At 65.2% G+C, this 18683-nt stretch carries 20 protein-coding genes; 6 read left to right on the top strand and 14 right to left on the bottom strand.

Going from position 1 to position 18683, the window contains the following annotated elements:
- Positions 1 to 23 precede the first annotated feature (23 nt).
- From JI664_RS01300 to JI664_RS01280, 5 genes are all read right to left on the bottom strand, one after another.
- Positions 24 to 494, bottom strand: a complete 471-nt coding sequence (locus tag JI664_RS01300) for a TRAP transporter small permease (protein WP_207011896.1) — start codon at positions 492 to 494, stop codon at positions 24 to 26.
- Positions 494 to 1501: a TRAP transporter substrate-binding protein gene (locus JI664_RS01295; protein WP_207011895.1), complete on the bottom strand. Its 1008-nt coding sequence runs from the start codon at positions 1499 to 1501 to the stop codon at positions 494 to 496. The genes JI664_RS01300 and JI664_RS01295 overlap by 1 nt, the downstream gene beginning before the upstream one ends.
- 84 nt (positions 1502 to 1585) lie before the next feature.
- Positions 1586 to 2977 (bottom strand): aspartate aminotransferase family protein, encoded by a 1392-nt coding sequence (locus tag JI664_RS01290; RefSeq protein ID WP_207011894.1) that lies wholly within the window; start codon positions 2975 to 2977, stop codon positions 1586 to 1588.
- Positions 2978 to 3149: 172 nt separating this feature from the next.
- Positions 3150 to 3878: a TetR/AcrR family transcriptional regulator gene (locus JI664_RS01285; protein ID WP_207011893.1), complete on the bottom strand. Its 729-nt coding sequence runs from the start codon at positions 3876 to 3878 to the stop codon at positions 3150 to 3152.
- Between the two features lie 91 nt (positions 3879 to 3969).
- A complete protein-coding gene (locus JI664_RS01280) occupies positions 3970 to 4605 on the bottom strand; it encodes an SDR family NAD(P)-dependent oxidoreductase (RefSeq protein WP_286173743.1) in 636 nt (211 codons plus the stop codon).
- A gap of 464 nt (positions 4606 to 5069) precedes the next feature.
- Here JI664_RS01280 and JI664_RS23855 point away from each other — a divergent pair, with 464 nt between their 5' ends.
- Complete coding sequence (locus JI664_RS23855) at positions 5070 to 5201, top strand: hypothetical protein (RefSeq protein ID WP_286173742.1); 132 nt, start codon at positions 5070 to 5072, stop codon at positions 5199 to 5201.
- Between the two features lie 138 nt (positions 5202 to 5339).
- Here JI664_RS23855 and JI664_RS01275 read toward each other — a convergent pair whose 3' ends face one another.
- On the bottom strand, positions 5340 to 7745 hold the full coding sequence (locus JI664_RS01275) for an ATP-binding protein (RefSeq protein WP_207011892.1): 2406 nt from the start codon (positions 7743 to 7745) through the stop codon (positions 5340 to 5342).
- Positions 7746 to 8395: 650 nt separating this feature from the next.
- Here JI664_RS01275 and JI664_RS01270 point away from each other — a divergent pair.
- From JI664_RS01270 to JI664_RS01250, 5 genes are all read left to right on the top strand, one after another.
- Entirely contained in the window at positions 8396 to 8602 is a 207-nt protein-coding gene (locus JI664_RS01270; protein WP_207011891.1) for a cold-shock protein, read from the top strand.
- Between the two features lie 105 nt (positions 8603 to 8707).
- Positions 8708 to 8980: a DUF982 domain-containing protein gene (locus JI664_RS01265; RefSeq protein WP_286173741.1), complete on the top strand. Its 273-nt coding sequence runs from the start codon at positions 8708 to 8710 to the stop codon at positions 8978 to 8980.
- Positions 8981 to 8997: 17 nt separating this feature from the next.
- Positions 8998 to 9183, top strand: coding sequence for a hypothetical protein (locus tag JI664_RS01260; RefSeq protein WP_207011889.1), 186 nt, complete (start codon positions 8998 to 9000; stop codon positions 9181 to 9183).
- Positions 9184 to 9335: 152 nt separating this feature from the next.
- On the top strand, positions 9336 to 9521 hold the full coding sequence (locus JI664_RS01255; protein ID WP_207011888.1) for a hypothetical protein: 186 nt from the start codon (positions 9336 to 9338) through the stop codon (positions 9519 to 9521).
- A 111-nt stretch (positions 9522 to 9632) separates the two neighbouring features.
- A complete protein-coding gene (locus tag JI664_RS01250) occupies positions 9633 to 10439 on the top strand; it encodes a transglutaminase-like domain-containing protein (protein WP_286173738.1) in 807 nt (268 codons plus the stop codon).
- An 81-nt stretch (positions 10440 to 10520) separates the two neighbouring features.
- On the opposite strand, the gene JI664_RS01245 is transcribed toward JI664_RS01250, so the two are convergent.
- The 8 genes from JI664_RS01245 to JI664_RS01210 all read right to left on the bottom strand — a co-directional run bounded on the left by JI664_RS01245 (position 10521) and on the right by JI664_RS01210 (position 18683).
- Positions 10521 to 11213: a phage protease gene (locus tag JI664_RS01245; RefSeq protein WP_207011887.1), complete on the bottom strand. Its 693-nt coding sequence runs from the start codon at positions 11211 to 11213 to the stop codon at positions 10521 to 10523.
- Between the two features lie 226 nt (positions 11214 to 11439).
- Positions 11440 to 12258, bottom strand: a complete 819-nt coding sequence (locus JI664_RS01240; RefSeq protein ID WP_207011886.1) for an Abi family protein — start codon at positions 12256 to 12258, stop codon at positions 11440 to 11442.
- 478 nt (positions 12259 to 12736) lie between these two features.
- Entirely contained in the window at positions 12737 to 13273 is a 537-nt protein-coding gene (locus JI664_RS01235; protein ID WP_207011885.1) for a phage virion morphogenesis protein, read from the bottom strand.
- A 102-nt stretch (positions 13274 to 13375) separates the two neighbouring features.
- Positions 13376 to 14623 (bottom strand): phage minor head protein, encoded by a 1248-nt coding sequence (locus JI664_RS01230; RefSeq protein WP_207011884.1) that lies wholly within the window; start codon positions 14621 to 14623, stop codon positions 13376 to 13378.
- Complete coding sequence (locus tag JI664_RS01225; protein ID WP_207011883.1) at positions 14610 to 16232, bottom strand: DUF935 domain-containing protein; 1623 nt, start codon at positions 16230 to 16232, stop codon at positions 14610 to 14612. The genes JI664_RS01230 and JI664_RS01225 overlap by 14 nt, the downstream gene beginning before the upstream one ends.
- The gene (locus JI664_RS01220; RefSeq protein ID WP_207011882.1) at positions 16232 to 17902 is read right to left on the bottom strand and encodes a hypothetical protein; all 1671 of its coding nucleotides are present in this window, start codon (positions 17900 to 17902) and stop codon (positions 16232 to 16234) included. Before JI664_RS01220 ends, JI664_RS01225 begins: the two co-directional genes overlap by 1 nt.
- The gene (locus JI664_RS01215) at positions 17899 to 18090 is read right to left on the bottom strand and encodes a hypothetical protein (RefSeq protein WP_207011881.1); all 192 of its coding nucleotides are present in this window, start codon (positions 18088 to 18090) and stop codon (positions 17899 to 17901) included. The genes JI664_RS01220 and JI664_RS01215 overlap by 4 nt, the downstream gene beginning before the upstream one ends.
- Positions 18087 to 18683 carry a DUF3486 family protein gene (locus JI664_RS01210; RefSeq protein WP_207011880.1) on the bottom strand — a complete coding sequence of 199 codons (597 nt, stop codon included), beginning with the start codon at positions 18681 to 18683 and terminating at the stop codon, positions 18087 to 18089. The genes JI664_RS01215 and JI664_RS01210 overlap by 4 nt, the downstream gene beginning before the upstream one ends.

Here is an 18683-nt window from a genome sequence, read left to right as displayed (position 1 = left end):
CCCGGCAAAGGGGGCAGGTGAGGTCATGCAATGGGGGTCTGGCGCCTGCGCAGCGCGAACACGCCCAGAAAGGCCACGAAGCTTGCCAGAGCGATGCCCAGCGTCATCGCCGCGTGAAAACCCCAGATCGGCAGGCCCAGCTCGGCGGTGGACAGGTTCGACGCCATGTTGCGCATCGCGCGCTGCGCCATCGCCACCGTGAGGCCCAGCAGGAACAGCGCGGTGATGCTGCGCGCGAGCGCATCCATCACCCGCTGACCGCGCGGCCCCATAAGGCCCCAGAACCCGTCGATGGTGATATGCTCGCGCCGATGCGTCGCCACCGCGATGCCCCAGGCCAGCGCCAGTCCCTGCGCCATGCGCGTCAGGTCGAAGCTGTCCATCAGCGCGCTGTTGAACCCGTAGCGCATCACCACGTTGGTGAAGGTGATCAGCGTGACCACCCCCAACATGAGGCTCGCCGCGACTTCGATGGCGCGCAGGAAGCGGTCCATCACTGCGCCGCCGCGACCGCGTCGTCGAGGTCGGCGCGGATCGCCTCGGGGTCAAGCCCGGCTTCGGTCATCGCCGCCGCCCAGCGGTCATAGGACGGCTGCGCCGCTTCGTGCCACGCGGTCAGCTCGTCCTCGGTCAGTTCGTGGATCGTGTGGCCCATATCGGCCAGAACCTGACGGCCGTTATTTTCGAACTCGACCCAGCTGGCGCCGACATTCACCGCCCATTCGGGGGTGCAGACGCTGTCCACGGCGGCCTGCATCTCGGGCGAGAGACCGTCGTAGCGGGCCTTGTTGATGACGATGCCCGCGCCGACGTAATAAAGCGTGTTGGCGATGTGATAGGGCACGGCGTCCGAGATGCCGAAGAAGTCGATCGAGCCCCAGGGGAAGGTGATCGCGTTGGCAACGCCGCGCTCGATGGCCTGCCGGGCTTCGGTGGCCGGGACCTGCACCGCCGAGCCGCCGAGATCGGCAATGAAGCGCGCCATGGCGCCGCTTGCCGGACGTACCTGAAGCCCGGCCACATCCGACGGCGTGGCGATGGGCTGGGCTGAATGCAGCGCGCCGGGGGCGCCGACATGGGCGATGCAGAAATGCACGTCGGGCATCTCTTGCGGGGCATAGGCGCTGTACCAGTTATGCACGGCGACCGAGGCGACATCGCGGTCGATTTCCAGCGAATAGGGCAGGTCGATCAGGTCCGCGATCGGGAAGGCGCCGGGCGTGTAGCCGAAATTGACCCAGGCCGCATCGACGATCCCGTCGCGCACCATGGCATAATGGTCGGCGGGCGCGCCCATCTGACCGGCGGGAAAGACCTGCAGTGTCAGCGCCCCGTCCGAGGCCTCGGACAGCGCGTCGCCCCAGGCGTGGACGTCGTTGTCGAAGTAATGGCCCGGCGGCAGGAAATGCGAAAAGCGCAGCGTGTCGGCCAGCGCCGGTGCGGCGCAGGATACGATCACGCCCGCAGCTGCGAGCGTCCGGATGGAAAGGCGTCTGGGCATGGGAGTCCCCTTGTTGGTGGATGTTGGTCGTCGGCATCGGCGCCCTTTATCCGGGCGCTCTTGTGATTGGCGCGCGGTGCTTGCTCAGCCGCGCGCCTCGGCTTCGAAAGCGTCCAGAACCTCGGTCAGGAGCGCCATCATCTCGTCAAGCTGCGGCTCGGTAAGGATCAGCGGCGGGGTGATCATCAGCCATTCGCCATAGCGCCCGCCCGCCGTACTGCGCGAATACAGCAACAGCCCGCGTTCGAGCCCAAGCTCGACGATCCGGGCGATGGTTTTGCGCGCGGGCGGGAAGGGGGCCTTCGTCGTTTTGTCGGCAACGATCTCGATGGCGCGCAGCATGCCAAGACCGCGCACGTCACCGACGATGCCCGAATGCTCGGCCAGCGCGTTCAGCCGTTCGCCCAGTAGCTCGCCCATCCGCTCGGCATTGCCGATCAGGTCGCGCTCCATCACCTCGGCCAGCACCGCGTCGCCGACCGCGCAGGAAAGCGGGTTGGCGCTGTAGGTATGGCCGTGCATGAAGCCGCCCGCGTCAACCACGGTCTGCACCATCTCGCGCGAGGCCAGCACCATGCCCAGCGGCGTGTAGCCGGCGGCCACGCCCTTGGCCAAGGTCACCATGTCGGGCCGTGCCTCGGGCCAGTGTTCGGCGGCAAGAAAGCGCCCGGTCCGGCCCGCGCCGCTCATCACCTCGTCGAAGATCAGCAGAACGCCGTGGCGCGTGCAGATGTCGCGCACGGCCTTGTAATAGTGATCGGGGGCCACAAGCGCGCCCGTGGCCAGCCCGCCGACCGGCTCGACGATGAAGGCCAGAACGCTGTCGGGCCCTTCTTCCAGAATGGCGGTCTCGAGCGCTTGCGCGCAGGCGCGGGCATGAGTGTCGGCGTCGATATTGCCCGGCGTGCGATAGGTGAAGGGCGCAGGCACGCGGGGCATGATCCGCATCACCGGCTCGAACACCGCGTCGGTTTCGGGGTCGCCGGTGACGGCGGCAGCCCCCAGCGTGGCGCCGTGATAGCCGGGATTACGCGCCAGAACCTTCCAGCGTCCGGTCTCTCCGCGCGCGACGGCGTGCTGGCGGGCCAGCTTGATCGCGGCCTCGGTCGCTTCCGAGCCGCCCGAGACGACGAAGACACGCTCCAGCCCCGGTCCGGCCAGCCCGGCCACGCGCTCGGCCAGCGCGATATTCGCCTCGTTCTCGAACAGCGCGCGCGAGGCGTAGCAGACCTTGCCCGCCTGTTCGGCCATCGCCGCAAGAACGCGCTTGTTGCCATGGCCGATATTGCTGACCACCGGCCCCGAGGTCGCGTCGAGATACCGCTTGCCGTTCGTGTCCCACATATAGATGCCCTCGGCATGCGAGATCATTGGCCGGCGCGGGGCGTCGAGCGGCGTGTAGAAGACCTGAATCGGGCCGCCGCGTTCGTGAAAGGGGCTGTCGGTGCCGGAAGACGGGTCTTGCGGGGCTGTCATGGGGTCGTCCTCTTGTCGTCTTTCAGGGTGGCACCGGCGGGCCGGAATCACCTCTGTTGTTCACCGTACAATAGCGGTGGCGCATCTGCCAAACAATTTATTGTACACTGAACAGCAAAACGCCGCGCGAGAGGGCTCGCCCGGCGTCTAGCATCAAATATTGCCTTGTTTTTCAGCCCTTCTTGACGTGCAACTGGCTTTCCAGCCCGCTCACGAAGGCATCCACATACATCTCGAAAGCGCCGCTCATCGGTCGTGTCGCGCCGTTTTGCCATCTCAGAATGAAGGCCGATCCGACCATCTGCTCCGCCAGTTGCGCAATCTGCGGATAGCGGGCCGCGTCGATGCTGTCGGGGAAGTCGCTCAGATAGCCCTGCAGATCCTCGGCATCGGGCGGCACCATCGCGAATTCCTGCGTGGTAAAGCCGACCATCCCGCCGATCACCGCGTTATAGGCGTTGATCAGCGGCGTCCCCTCGAACCCGGCGTCATGCAGCTTGGAAAGGATCCCCTCGACCAGATCCAGATCGACCGAAGCGTTCGACACAAGGTTAACCCCGATCAGCGGCGCCACGTTGGGGTGCCGCGCGATGGCCTCGCGGTAACGGGTGAACAAAGCGCGCAGCCAGTCCTGCCATGTCAGATCCGCGGTCGGCACGACATCGCGCAACACCACGGTGATGATCTCGGCGATCAGGAAGTGGCGGCTGGGCGTGTACCAGTAGATCGCGGTGGGGTAGCAGCCCAGCTTCTTGGCGACGCTGCGGATCGAGAAGGCCTGCAACCCCTCGTCATCGATCAGCCGCAACGCGATTTCGACGATCTGCGCCTTGGACAGCTCGGGCTCGCCCTTTTGCGGTCTGCCGCGGCCCCTAGGGGCAGAAGCGGATGTCTTGGCCATGGGGATCGTCTTTCGCTGCTGCCACGGCGTTTCGCCTTGAAAGATCACGCCAATTGCATGCGTAGCACCGCGAGGCGAAGAGCCACAACCGTTAGTTGGGCTCGGCGACGCGGCCCAGCAGCAGGCGTGAGGCGATCCCCGGTGCCAACCGGCCCAGCAGGGCAAGGATGCGGGTCTTGCCGATCCAGACCCGCGTCCGGCGGTGCGCCAGCGCCCGCAGAATGGCTTCGGCGGCGGCCGCAGGCGTGATCTTGCCCGTCCCGCGTCCGCGCGTCATGTCGGTTTCGACCAGAGGCAGGTTCGCCTCGCAGACCAGCAGGCCGGGCGCGGCTCTGGCCTGACCGCGCAGCGCGATGCTCATATTCGCCAGCCCCGCCTTGGCCGCGCATTTGGCATGCGCGGCGATCTCGGTGCCGACAAGCTCGGCTGCCGCGCCGGGGCTGAGGCGCGCGAGGTCTGTTGAGGTTTGCAGCCCGGCATTGTTGATCAGCCCCCGGGGGCGCAACGGGCGCAACGTGTCCACCAGCCGCGCCACCTCTGCGCGGTCGAACAGGTCGTAGGGGATGAAACGGAAGGTCGGGCTTTCCGGCAGGTCAGGGCCTGTCCGGGCGACGCCGATGACGCTGTGACCCTGTGCGAGCAATTGTGACACTAACTCGCGGCCGATCCCCCGGCTGGCCCCGGTGACGATGACAGGCGCGAGGGGGTTCATTGGGGTGTTAGACATCCGGCGGCCTTTCCGTTGGGGCTGTGTATGGGTGCAAAGTGTCGAGCAAATGCTCAGCTTCTCAACCCGCGTTGCGGCAGGGGGCGGGACGCGCCGTGCGGCCAAGCAAAACAAGGGGAAATCGCGGGGCGCGGCGTTTGGGACGCGGGCCACGGGCGCGGCGGCTCGCTTTCCATTTTGAGCGGGTCATGCCGCAGCGGCCCTCCGGCGGCCCGAGGCCAAGCTTGATGACGAAGACTGACGCACTGGCCGATGCCTGCCGCGTGGCCGCGCAGGAGCGGTTCAAAAATGCGCTGTTTCACACTTGTGAAACTGTTTGCACAGCATGCGATGGGTTTAGACAAAATCCTGCCGAACCCGCCTCCTGTAGACGGAGCGCGTGGACCCATGTCCCGCGGGGGAGGCCAATCAGACAAGCGCCTCCGCACGGCCACCGTCGCGCCGGGCTATATCCGCCCCCCGGCGTGGCGGCGCTTGACGCCGACGGGCGCGTCGACGGCACGCAAATCCGGCGGCGGATCCCGATGGGCGACCTTGGCCGTCCTGAGGATATCGCCGAGGCCGTGCATTTCGTGGCCTCGCCGGGCGCGAGCTAAGTCAACGGCACGCTTCTGAACGTGGATGGCGGCTGGAACGCCTTTGGCAGCGCCGGGAATGCCAGCGACGCCGAATAAAGACCGGGCGCGCCTTCTGCTGGCCCCGCGGGCGTGAGACCCCGCGGGGCCAGCAGAGCGTCAGCGGCTGGCCACCTTGATCGCTTCGAGCAACAGGACCTTCTTGAGAGGTTTTGCCACGCAGCTGACAAACCCCTCGTCGAGATATTCCTTGATCTGATGTGACATCACATTCGCGGTGAAGGCGATGGCGGGGGGAAGCGGGCGCCCGGTTTCAAGCGCCTCCTGCGCCATCTGGTGACGCGCCGCGATACCGCCGAGCACCGGCATCGAGATGTCGAGCATCATCACGTCGTACGTGTCCTTACGCCAGGCCTCGATCGCCTGCTCGCCGTTGGTGACCAGCGTCAGATCGACCCCCGACCCGCGCAGCATCGCTTCCAGCACATGCCGGTTGGTTGCGTTGTCGTCGGCGGCCAGCAGGCGCAAGCCTGCCAGTTCCGATGCGACCGGCGCATCGCCGACGGCCTCGCGCTGCATTTCCCGCTCGGGGAAGGGCAGGTCGATGGTGATATTGGTCCCTTCGCCCGGCACCGATCGGACATCGATCGTGCCACCCATCAGCGTGACCAGATGGTTCACGATGGACATGCCCAGCCCGGTCCCGCCGTGGCGCCGCGAGATCGAGCCATCGCCCTGTACGAAAGCCTCGAACAGCGTTTTCAGCTGATCTTCCGACATGCCGGGGCCGCTATCGGCGATGCGCACGATCAGCGATTGGCCGGGTTTGTTGGACACATCGACCGAGACCGAACCGCTTTCGGTGAACTTGATCGCGTTGTTGATGAGGTTGTGCAGGATCTGGCCGAAACGGTGCACGTCGCCCTCGCGCGCGGCCCCTTTCGGTGTCAGGCCCGATACGCTCAGCAGCAGGCCCTTTTCCTCGGCCCGGACCTGATGCAGGGCGACGATGCGCTGCAGCGTCTCTTCGGGCTGGAACGGGGTGCTTTCAAGGCCGAGCTTGTTGGCCTCGATCTTCGAGAGGTCCAGAATGTCGTTGAGGATGTTGTTCAGGCTCTGCCCACTCTCGCGGATCGTCGTCACCATCGCGCGCTTGTCGGGGTCGTTCATCTGGGTTTCGAGAACCTGCGCCATGCCCAGAACGCCGTTCAGCGGCGTGCGGATCTCGTGGCTCATATTGGCCAGAAAGATCGACTTTGCCCGGCTGGATTCGTCGGCGGCCTGCCGCGCGCGCTGAACCGAGGTGACATCCATCCCCGCACCGCGATAGCCCAGCAGGTTGTCGTGTTCGTCGAAAACAGGCGCGCCCGCGATCTGCAGCCACAGCTCCTCGCCCGTCTCGGTTTCGGCAAGGCAGATGAATTCGCTGAACGTCTCGCGGTTGCGAATGCGCTCTTCGATCCCGTCCCAATCGGCTGCGGGCACGAAAGGGGGCTCGACAGCGGCCAGATCCCTGAGCGGTCGGCCCATCATCGGTTCGCGCTGAAGCCCGGTGATGTGGCGATAGCTGGTCGAGAGATAGGTCAGATGGCCTTGGGGATCCTGCTCCCACACGAATGTCCGGCTGATGCGCGAGACGCTGAGATAGCGGTCATTCGTCTCGCCCCGGCGTCGCAGCGCCAGTTGCAGCCGCTCGACGTAATCCGCGCGCTCTTCCAGAAGGCGACCCATCGTGAAGCTGGGAACGACGATCAGGATGGCGCCGATAAACAGCCACATCCGCAGGACCCAGATCTCGGGGTGTCTGTAATCCCACCCGATGCGCGGGACCGCCAGGATTTCCCAGTTGCCGAAGGGCAGGGAGACCGCCGTCACGACCGGGTTCCGGTCCACGAGCGCGGGGTCGCCGTAGAACACCGCGCCCGCAGCCCCGTCTTGATCCACGTCGCGAAGTGCGACCTCGATGGGCGACGTCTCGTCATTCAGCCCGGTCGCGGCATAGAACTGCTCGGCATCGATCACGGCCGACACCAGCCCCCAGAAACGGCCCTGTTCCGTGCCGTCGGGAATAAAGACCGGAAAGCGGCCGATATACCCGACCCCGCCCTGCACAAGATCCACAGGGCCGTCGAGCACCAGCCTGCCGCTGTCGCGCGCCAAGATGGCGGCGTCGCGTTGGCGCGGGGTTTCCAGATAGTTCAGTCCGATCGCCGCGCTGTTGCCTTCCATCGGATAGATGAAGCGGATCACCATATCCGGTGCGGCGGCGAGGTTGCGGATCAGCGAATTCTGATCTTCCAGTACGGCGGCAAGCTCGGCGAAGCGCGCGGCATCCATGTCGGGCTCGGTGCTGAGGGTCGCGATCAGCCCGCGGATAAGCTGGATGTTGGCCGACACCGTCCCTTCGATATCGGCACGCAGAACGCTCACGTCGTCCTGGACGGCGTGGCGCACATTCTGTTCGGAGAAGCTGCGGTAGTGCCACTCGGCGGTGACCCAGATCACGCCGACCACCGCCAAAGCGACCACGGCGGGAAGGCTGGTTAAGCGAAGGATCCGGCGCAATTCGTGCTCCCGAGACTGCAATTGCTTGATTTCACGAAGTCTCCGCCATTTCGTCGGTTCGAAGTGAATTTTGTATCAACGATGCGTCGCGGCGGTAGTGCGAAAGTCATGAACAGTCCGTGCAGTGTCTTGGGCGCAACCTATCGTCAGCCAGCGTACAAAGCCACAATCAATGAAATTGACTTGGGATCATGCCGAAGTCGTGAACGCTGTCTGGCCGTGTTTGGCGCGCCGCGAAATTATTTTAACAGATGAAATTACGCCATCCGCGCGGCTGGTGATCTGGCCCGCCCGCCGCCTCGCCTGCCGTCCTGGCCGCGTCGGGTCAGGCTGCACAGGCGCAACGAACACGAGGGCGAACGGAAGTCGGCAGGGAACGTACAGCTGGGCGCAAGGGGTCTGGCCGGGCCTCTGGTGGCTGTTTTGCCGGGGAAAAAGCGGCGCCGGAAAAATACTTCCGTGCGTTATCAACCACTAACTGGCCGAACGCGAGGAATACGGAAATAGCCACTCACAATCCGCCGATATTGAACCCATATAGAAAGAGCATTCGTTTATTTTCGGACCTGTTCCTTTCGGCTCAGCTTTCGATCTGCAGCTTTGCCGGGCCGCTGCATATCGCGGGTGGCACCAAGAAAAGGAATATCACGATGGCCAAAGGCACCGTGAAATGGTTCAACCAGACCAAAGGTTTCGGATTTATCGCCCCCGAGGGCGGCGAGAAGGATGTGTTCGTGCATATCTCGGCTGTCGAGCGGGGCGGTATCCAACGCCTCGATGACGGTCAGGCTGTGACGTTCGACCTTGAGACCGATCGCAACGGCCGGACTTCGGCGACGAGCCTCGCGCTCGCCTGAAGCAGCTGCCGCTGCCTGATAAAGCGGCCGATCCCTCGTCGGCCGCTCCTGCGCCGGCAGCCGATGTTCGCAAAGGCTGTCGGTCGTTACCTGAAAGAAGAAGAATTGATCGAGATTTACTGGGGAGACCCTGTCTCCCTCGTGTCGAAGGCTGGCGAGTGCCAGAGCTTCAGCACGTTTGAAAAAGCGCAATATTGGCTGCAGCGCAAATGGCCCGCCGATGACGAGACGCGTCGGGCAGCCCTTGGCGCCATTGACGCCGCGATGGATTGCCTGATGCCGGCAAAGAGCGCGCGGCGCGCCTTTGTCACTGCCGCAATCGCCGCCGGGTATCGCGTCAGCGACGTCGAACCCGCGCCCCTGCTGCGAGCAGCCTGAAAGAAAGCGAATTGACCATGCACCACCCGACCCAAGATCACGCCCGCCCCGAAACCGACACAAGCCGGACAACCGGCATGGCGGCTGCCGGGGGCCTTTCGTGGCGCGAGTTCTTCGTGCGTCTGGGCAATGGTACGCTTCCGGCCCACAGCGGCGCGGGCAACAAAGACATGCAACGCGGGGATCTTGAGCCCGTCCGCTAACCTGATCCGCATTTCAGTGAACTCGTGAATTGCGGTCGAGACCCCAACCACCGATCGCGGTGCGCTTGCAGATTGCTGGAAGAGAGAGGCGGCGAGGCAGAGCTTTGCCGCCTCTTTTCAATGATAACAACAAAGAACTGGGAGAAGACATAATGGGTTATTCCGTACCAAAGAAGCCGCTGGATCTGAAAGAATTCCTCAGCCAGCCGGCAAAGACCTCGGCGCGTCGTCAATTCGGCTATCGCCATTCCAAACCCTTGCCCGTCGTCGCCGAAGCCGAAGAGACAGCCGAAGACGAGACCGATGCGGCCACGGCAGACGAAACGTCCAACAGCTGACACGGTCACGTTTTCTGAGCGGTGAGAGTGGCCTGCGGGTCCACCGGATCCCCGGACGCTTCTCGCCCCATATTTTCGGGCACAGCGCCTGAGCCACAAGGACATTGCCCGATGAGACTCCATCTCGGTTGCCGCCTGCGCTACGAGCTGCCGCAAGCCACCCCCATGATCGCCATGCTGAACGTGCACTATTCGCGCTATGCCGACCTCGAACAGGCCGATTTCCTGCGCTCGATCCCGGCCGTTCCGCTGGAAAGCTATCGCGACAGCTTCGGCAACTGGTGCACCCGGTTCGTCGCCCCGCCGGGTACGTTCGAGCTGGGCACCGACGTGATCTGCCGCGACAGTGGCGATCTCGACCCGGTGGCGCACGACGCGTTTCAGCACGCGGTTCAGGATCTGCCGTCGGAAACGCTCGTCTACCTGCTGGGCAGCCGGTATTGCGATACCGACCTTCTGTCCGACATGGCCTGGTCGCTGTTCGAAGGCACGCCTGCGGGCTGGGCGCGCGTGCAGGCCATCTGCGATTATGTGCACCAAGCGCTTGTGTTCGACTACATGAAGGCCAGCGCGACCCGAACCGCGTCTCAGGCCTATGCCGAAGGCTATGGCGTCTGTCGCGATTTTACCCATCTCGCCATCGCGTTCTGCCGCTGCATGAACATCCCGGCGCGCTATTGCACCGGCTATGTGAGCGATATCGGCGAGCCGGAACCCTACGGACCCGGAGACTTCGCCGCTTGGATGGAAGTCTATCTGGGCGGTCGCTGGTGGTTGTTCGACCCGCGCAACAACACGCGCCGGCGGGGCAGGGTGCTGATCGCCATTGGCCGTGATGCGGCGGATGTCCCCCTGACCCACACGTTTGGCGCCAATACGCTGGTCGACTTCAAGGTCTGGACGGACGAAATCGTCTGAAAGCCCCGGTCGCCGGGCCTTCGTTCCGCTGTCCGGGGCAGGGCGCGCTGACGTGCTTTCCGTTGAGCCCGTGTGCGTTGGCTAAGCGTGGCGGACGGGCAGCAATGAGCGAAAACTCGAATAGCATAGGGGGCTGGTCTCCGCCGGCGCGTCTTGCGCAAGACCGAGCGCCGTGCCGATCTGCGCGAGCTGTGCTTGCAGGGCGACCGCCTCGGGCGCCTGCTGGTGAAGGGAGGTCACACGCTCGATCAGCGCGTCCTCGGTCGTGGTCTCATCGAGGCCAAGCAGAGCGGCCAGACGGTGCAGCAGGGACATCGGGTCCTCCTGGTGAAGCGCGGTCAGCCCGCGCAGATTGGGGCGATTGACGAGTGAGGCGCGCAGGATGCGCAGCACGCGGCCGGACTTGTCGTGGGCAATGGCGGGCGAGAGCGCGAGATAGGCGCGGTCCGCGAGCAGCGACTTGCCGGTGTCGGTCCATTCGACCTGACCCCAGATCCCGTCGTCGCGCGCCTGCAGCGCCACGATCCAGCCCCGCGCCGGCGAGGCTTCGCCGCGGGGCGCTGCGAGGTCGATCGCGTGGTTCTCGTCGATGGGGAGTTTCGAGGTGCTCTGCAGGCTCGCTGCGATCAGCGCCTCGGCATTCTCGACGCGGTACGGGCCGCGCCCGTCCTGCGTCGTGATGGCGCCGGCAGGCAGAAGGTGCACCCAGTCACCGATCGGATCGGCGGGAAGCGTGGCAGCCTGAAGAAGGGCGATGGCGGGGGCGGTGTTCATATCCCCAGAATCGCCCGAAGCGCCGTGTCAAAATAGGCACTACGGTTTGTGGGGATGGCGCGGGGCAGCGAGGCTAGATTAGGAGCGCACGCTCAGCGTGGCGGAGCTGGCTTTCGCCGCGGGTGCTCCAGTGACGGCATTGAGGATCTCGCAACGTCAAGAATGGCCTTTTTAATGCGGGCCAACTAACGCGGAGGAGCTCCTCAGTTGCTGCTCTATGTTTGCTTCACGAAGGTGTAAGACGTCCGAACGTGGCCCTAAAAATTGCCACCTGCCCGTGCAGCAAATCACGTTGAGGCATGATTAGCTTGGCGAAAGGGTTCTCTGGCGTAGGTTTCCGACTGCAGAGATTGAGCGTGACAAAATCGATTGATTCAAGGATTCTCTCAAGCCTTGCTCCATACACCGGTTCATGGTGAGCTAGCCGGTTTCGCACTTCGTAGATCACTTCAAGATGATCTGCGACATCTGAACGATTGATCGTTTTATTGGGGAAAACGGTTTTCAGAGCCGGTTTCCAAAGGGTCTGCTCGTAGTTCTCCGAAAACAAGCGTTTCCAAAAATGTATTGTTAGCTGAGCGATCACCTGACTGTCCGGCACGCTGATGGTGGATTGCCGCTTTTGGGCAATCACTCTGTGATTTGCATTTGGCGGCACACCATTGGGGTAAGCTAGATGATCCAAAGCGTTCTTCTGCGCGCCAGGCATTTTCGAGTATGCTGCCCTCTGGGCTTGCTTCGTGGCCTTAGCGATGGACGAAGTTTCTAGGTACGCCCACTTGAATGTGTTCGGTGGAGGTGTTCGCAACCAGTGATTTCCGCCAAAGCTGTTGTTCATGGCGTGGCAGACTGCGTTACGTAGGGAAACCTCAATCAAGCCTGTGACAGCCATGATTGATACCCCCAAGCTCATGGTCGTTTGATGGAGTTCAATCGCATCCTCGGACGTGCCTGAAGACGTAAGACCTTGGAACGTTGCTAGCCTTTCAGTTGAGAGCAGGTTCTGTATCGCCTCTACGTCAGCCGCCCCCAAGTATCTTGACATTTGTAGTCCCTCTAACTATTTTCTGCCTTGAAACGTCGGGAATCGGTCGGCAGCGCGCTTTTGTTCGTGACGGACCCCCGACGCTATAGCTGGGCCGCCTTTAGGGCGGCCCTTAGCTTTTGCAAGATTCGCACCCCACTAGCAACGTCGTAGTAGCATAGATCATAGGCGGCATCGGCTTGGTGTGTCCAAACGGTCGTTTTGAGCGGCGTCTCCACAACAGGCTTTCGGGGCAGTGCAGCATCGGTCAGATTGCGCTCGAAGCCGATCTTCGCCGCGAAGTGCATGAACTACTGCTGTCTTCCTCTGACACCCGCCCCGGCGTACATACCGCCGGAATCTCCGTCTTAGCCGGATTCCCACCAGCCGCTGAGCGCGCCGCTGAGCGGCCTCCTTACTTCTGGCGGCCCATTCCGCCCGCGAGAGCGAGTTGGGTATTAAATAGGTATTTAACGGCGCTCTCCGGGGCGGTTGGGGCTCACTTGCCGTCCCATGCCCGCGTCAGCCAGTCTTCCAGCGCCTCTAGGATGCCGTTTCGGCCCTCATCGGACAGCCCGAGGAAGGGACGCGCCGGGATCGGCCCCCAGGGGATGGGGAAGAAGTAGTCCTGGCTCTGCGGGCGCTTCTCGCTGGGTTTCGTGCGGCCCATCCGGGCGCCGAACTCCCCCTGCGCCGCGCCGAACTGCATGACCGCCGCATAGATCACGTTCGTGCCCCACTCGACGCTGGAGGCGCTGGCGTAAGACGTGATCTCGGACGACAGGCGCCGGCTGGGACCGAAGAGCGGGCGCGGATCGACCGGATCCCGGCGGCGCTCATAGGCGGCGACGGTGGTCGGAGATTTCGGCGCCCAGGGCGTGCCGTCGGGTGCCGTGCCGGCCATGAAGCGATCGCGGGTCGAGACCACCTGCGCCTCCCCGATATCCGCCATGACCGGCGTCATGTCCGTGACCGCCCGGGCGAGCCGGTCCAGCCCGCTCTGGATCTCGGTATCGTTGAAGTCGAGTGCGATCATGGTTACATTTCCTTCAGGTGATGACCTTGGAAATTCGGGTTCCAAGATGCCGTAAACCGCGCGAGCGGAGCGCTAGCACATGAGGGGTATCCCGGCCCTCCATCACCCGAACGCCCCGAAGATCAGCTCGAGAACGCCGCCGGCAAGGCGGGCGGCCAGACTGGATGGGTTCGCCCGGTACGCGGAGACGATCGCGTTGAGCACGCGCGTGTCACGGTTTTGCCGGAACTTGTAGTCGATCCGGATCGCGAGCTGCGGGCGGGCGTCCTGCGCGTCATTCAGCACGTAGACCAGACTTCCCGTCCGGTTGTCGACGAACACAGCCGCAGGGTTTCTCAGGAGCCGGGGCAGCGCCTCCCATTGCTCGGGCGTGAGCGCATCGCCTGCAGCCTCGTGCCGGGTCGCCTTCGGCCCGCGCAGCACCCCCGGGCGCATGACGATCTCGCTCGATGCGGGCGCAAGGCCGCGCGCCCTGAGCGCCTCGATGAGTTGGGGGGCGAGGATGCCGGCCAGCGCGGGTTCGTGGCTGAGCCCGGCGCGCGTCTGCGCGACCCATAGCGGCCAGTGCCGGTCGATGACCGCGTGCAGGGAGCGTCCGTAATCCGCACCGATGGCCGGGGGCAGCGCGGCAATCTTGCGTGCCGCCATGGTGATCGTATCGCTCGCACGCGCACCGGGCGCATAGCCCCAGCCCGCGTCGATCCCTTCCGGCGCGCCCGTTCGCGGGTTGATCGCGTCCCAGCCATCGGGCAGCGCCACGTCGGGTTTGCCGCCTCTGCGCACGGCCGCGCGCATCGTATGAGCGCCGGCGATCCAGCAACTGCAGCCCCAGCCGTTCGGCGGCGCCCAGACATCCCAGAAGGGATGGTCCGAGGGCAGGATCAGACCGTCGAGGGCAAGGTGGTGCTGACGCGGCTCAAGCGATCCGCCATGGCGGTAGATCCAGTAGCGGAACCCCGCCGCACGCAGCTGCGCCATCCGCCCGGCCGCGTAGCTCGTGCGCATGTTGGTCTGGTAGATCACCCGCGTGCGCCAGGCCTCGCCCGAGCGGGTGCCTTCCCCGGTCCAGCCGTGCCAGCCATGCCGAACCACGAGGGCACGGAAGTCGCGGCGGAACTCCTCGAGCCCGGTGCCCCGGGTCACGGCCTTGTCGATGGCCAGCGCGAGATCGGCCAGCAGATCGGCCTTGGTGGCGCCTGCGACGGCAAAGGCGCGATCATGCGCGGCCTGTGTCAGCTCATCCCAGGCCCGGGTCGGCACGAGATTGCCGAGCCGCAACCGGTAAGCCGCGATCTGCTCGGGAAACGGGCGCCGCAGAAACGCGCGAAGGGGCGCGTCAGGTGTCGTCATCAGCCTCGTCCGCCACCGCAACCCGGCCCGCGAGATCTGCCGTGAGCAGGCCCTGTTCCAGATGCCCGGCAAGCGCGCTGACATCGAGCGCCGGCCAGGCGGTCAGGATCATGGCGCGCAGCTCCTCAAGGGACCCGGCCGCGTCGAGCATCGTTCCGAGCGTGTCGATCATCGGCGCGATATCGGCCCCGGCGCTTTGTCCCAGCCGGTCGCCAAGGTCGCGGCCCGGATCGGGAGCGCCCAGGCTCGCCTGCTGCAGGTCCACGCCTTCCTTATCCTTGGCATCCTCGGGCGCACGCGCTTCCGGCTCTTCGGGTTTGGGCTTGTCCTTGTCTTCCGGAGGCTCCCCGGTCGGTGCCGTAGTCTGGCCCAGCAGCCGCTCGCTGGGCTTCGGATCGCTCAGCCCGAACCGGTCGCGAACCTCGCTCTCGGCCACGCGCAGCCCCAGCGGCACCAGCACGCCGAGGCTTTCTGCAAGCTGCTTGAGGTCCTCGGCCTCGGGGCGTGCGATGATCAGGCGGGGATAGCGCTCTTGCGGGCCGTATTCGAGCTGCACCCAGGTCCGGATCAAGTCCTGGTTCAGGGAGCCCGCGAGCGCCTTCGCGTCCGCGCGCTCGATATCCTCCTGCACCTGCCGGTGTTCCTTCGAGACGGCATGCCCGCCCGAGACCGCGTCGGTGGTCGTGGTCTGCCCCAGCACCGCTTTCGAGATCTGCCGGTCGAGCCAGTCGGCGCGGCGCTCGTAAAGGTCCATCGACGAGCCCACGGATTGGGTCTCGACGAAGTCGATCGACATGCTCTCGGGAATGATCGCGGCGCAGTCGCCCGCGATGTTCGCGACAGCGCGGAACAGCGTTTCCTTGTCGGCCTCGGACGCGCCGGGCGCCCATTTGCCCAGCCGCAGCGGCTGGCCATAGGTCTGCGTGAAGATCGCCCAGTCGCGTTGCGTGAACGCCTTGAACATCCAGCTCCACGCCGCGATCCGCGCGAGCCCCGCCCGGATCGGCAGGCCGGACTTCGCGCGGATCAGGCCATGGATGAACTTGCCCGCCGGCAGCGGCACATCCTGTCCCGCATCGTCAATCATCATCGGGCTGCGCAGATCGACGCGCCCGGGCCGGAACCAGCGCGGATCCCGCCATTCGAGCCGTGCCGGCCGCCATTGCCCCTCGGACGTGTCCCACAGGATCTCGGTGAAGCTCACGCCTTTGCCGACCGCGTCGAGGACGTCGAAGAGCTCGTCGGTGAGTTCGTCGCGCGACAGCCAGTCACGGATCATCTCGGCGATCTCCGCGTCCTTCGGGGCATCGCTGGCCGCTTCTACCGTGACGTCGATCTGGCTGACCGAGCGTTTCCGCGTCGAGATCACGCCCAGATAATGCGGATCGCGTTCCTCAATGGTTTCGGCGAGCTCCAGATAGCGCAGCGGGTCGCCGGCATCGGCCTCGCGCAGGATCTGCGCCAGACGCACCGGGTTCAGACCATCGGCGGGGTAGCCCGCCAGCGGCGAGCGGACACCGCCCAGCGTGGCCGCCGCGACCTCTTCGGTCAGCGTCTTGCGCAGGATCGGCCGGCCCCAGCGGTCGAGCAGCGTGGTTTGCCCCGCCATTACAGAATGCCTCCCTTGAGCCCCGCCCCGAGCGGGGGTTTCCACCAGCCGCGCTCACCGGTGTCTTCGGGCGCGGTGTCCTGCAATCGCGACGGATCGGCCCGCATCCTGTCGGGCACAGCGCGGTAATCCGTCTCCACCCAGCGCATGCGGCTGGCAAAATGCGCGAGCGCCAGCGCGATGGCATAGTCGCCGTGCCGCCGCTTGCCGGTCTCGCCCTGGCGCACGGGCGGCACGCGGGGGATGCCCCGGATCAGCTTTACGGCGCGCAGGTCGCTCAGGAGCTGCTCGTCGCGGTGGATGGCGATCTGGGCGTCCTCGAACGCGGATTTGAGCGGCGGCATCTGCAGGCGGTACCAGTCCTCGGTGAACTTGATCGCCCAGACGAGACCCGAGCTGTCCTCGCTCTCGCGCAGGCCGAACTTGCGCCCCATATCCTCGGCCACCGTCCAGCCCATGCCGGTGGCATCGAAGGCTGCGCCCACCAGTCGTGTACGCACCCGGTCAAGGATCAGGCCCACCACCAGCTTTTGTTCGGCGCCCGGCACGTTGCGCATTTCAACGGCGAGTTTCTCAACCCGTTTAAGACGGGCTTCAATGGCCAGAAGCGAGCAAACGGAAAGGTCCGCTACCCGGCCGAAGTCGAAGCCGAAGGCATAATGTGGGTCAAGATCGATGCCACCGAGCGCCTCTTCGAGTTCCTCCAGGAAGGGCGCCATAAGAGCCGACTGATCGGCCTCGGGCCGCTGCATGTAATCGGGCGGCAGCTCAAGGCGCAGCACAGGGCGGTCCACTGTCATGCGCGCCTCGATGAGCGGACCGGCCAGCCACGCGCCCGACGAGGCCGACGGGATGCAGAACAGCTCCTCATCCGCGCCCTCGCCATAGAAGGCGACGATCTTCGCGCGCCATTCCGCCTCGCCCTCAGGCGTCCAGTCCTCGCCCTTCACCAGACAGATGCGCTGATAGAGCCCGTCGCGCAGCGCCGCGTCGAAGTCGATGCGCAGATGTTTGTAGGGCACGCGCCCGGCGAGGATCTCCTGGATCGTCTGGTTGAACGGGTTGTCCACGCCGTCATGGGTCGAGCAGACGACGACCTGACCGCCCCACATCAGGAACGCCATCGCCGCCTTGATGAGTTCGGCGAGGCTGTCGACGAAGGCCGCCTCGTCGATGATCACCACGCCCTGCTTGCCGCGCAGGCCGCGCGGGGCCGAGGACAGCGCCAGCACCTCGAAGCCCGAGGCAAAGCGGATGCGGAAGGCCTGGATCGATTTGTCGCCGTCCTCGTCGCCCTGATCGAACAGGAACTCCTCGGCCTCTCCGGCCGCGAGGTTGAAGGCGCGCGCCCACATGGCGCAGGCATCGATGAACTCGCGGGTCATCTCGCGCGAGTACGAGATGTACATGACGTCCATCCCGCCCGCGACCCGCTGGCGCGCGGCGCGCAGGACGGCATAGGCGGCAAGGCCCCAGGTCAGGCCGATCCGGCGCGACTTCTCGATGAAGAGCGCCGAGCAGTCGCGCACGCTGTCGAGAAGCGAGACGGCCTGCGCCTGATACGGCAACAGCACCTTTGGCAGGCCCACGGCGTCGATCACGCCCGGCATCGCCGCGCTCGCTTCCCGGCGCTGGCGCGCCCATTCCTCTTCGGTGATCGGGGCCGTCATGCGCCCACCTCGCGGAAGGTGAGCAGGTAAGGCGTGCCCCGCCAGAAGGCGACGCGGCCCTCACGCCCGAGATGGATCACGATCCGGTGGCGCCCGAACACCCACGCGGCCGCAAGGGTCCACCACCGGGCGCCTTTGAAGTGCGCGTTCGCCACGAGGATCAGCATGGCCGTGTCGTAGGTCGTCATGCGCCCACCCCGAGGATCTGCGATTTGATCGCTTCCGTGGTCTCGGCGGTGAGGCCCTTGGCCTTCGCCACGGTCTGGACGGCATCCTCGACGCGGGTCTGGAAGTCGGCTTCGGCCTTGCGGCGCCGGTCGGTCGAGATCGATTGCGCCTGCACCGCTTGCTTGAATGCGGCGGCCAGCTGCATGACGCTCTTGGCGTCGATCCCGTCCTCGTCGGTCTCCGACAGCATGGTCAGCACCAGCGCCTTCACCGTCTCGGCCGTCATCACCGTCAGATTGTCGGCATCGGCCGGGTCGAACTTCTCCGCCAGCGTCGAGACGATGGCCTTCGTCTGATCGAGCCGCCGCGTGAGGCGCGCGAGCCGCATCGAGTAGCGGTTGAACGAGCTGAAGGCCGGGATGGAGAACTCGAGCTCGCCCCTATGCTCGCGCATCAGCGCCTCGCAGCGGGTCACGAACTCGGCGTAGATATCGGTTTGCGTGCGCTCGCGGTCCGAGAGCTCCTGCGCGGCCCAGGCGATGATCCCATCGGCCTCGGGCGGCATCAGGTCGAACGACGACAGGCGGCCACGGCCGCGCGGGGATTGGGTCAT

This window comes from Rhodobacter sp. NTK016B (assembly GCF_017303295.1).
In the GTDB taxonomy this organism is placed as follows: Bacteria; Pseudomonadota; Alphaproteobacteria; order Rhodobacterales; family Rhodobacteraceae; genus Pararhodobacter.
The sequence above is the reverse complement of the archived record's forward strand: the minus strand, read 5'-3'. Positions and strand labels throughout refer to the sequence as shown.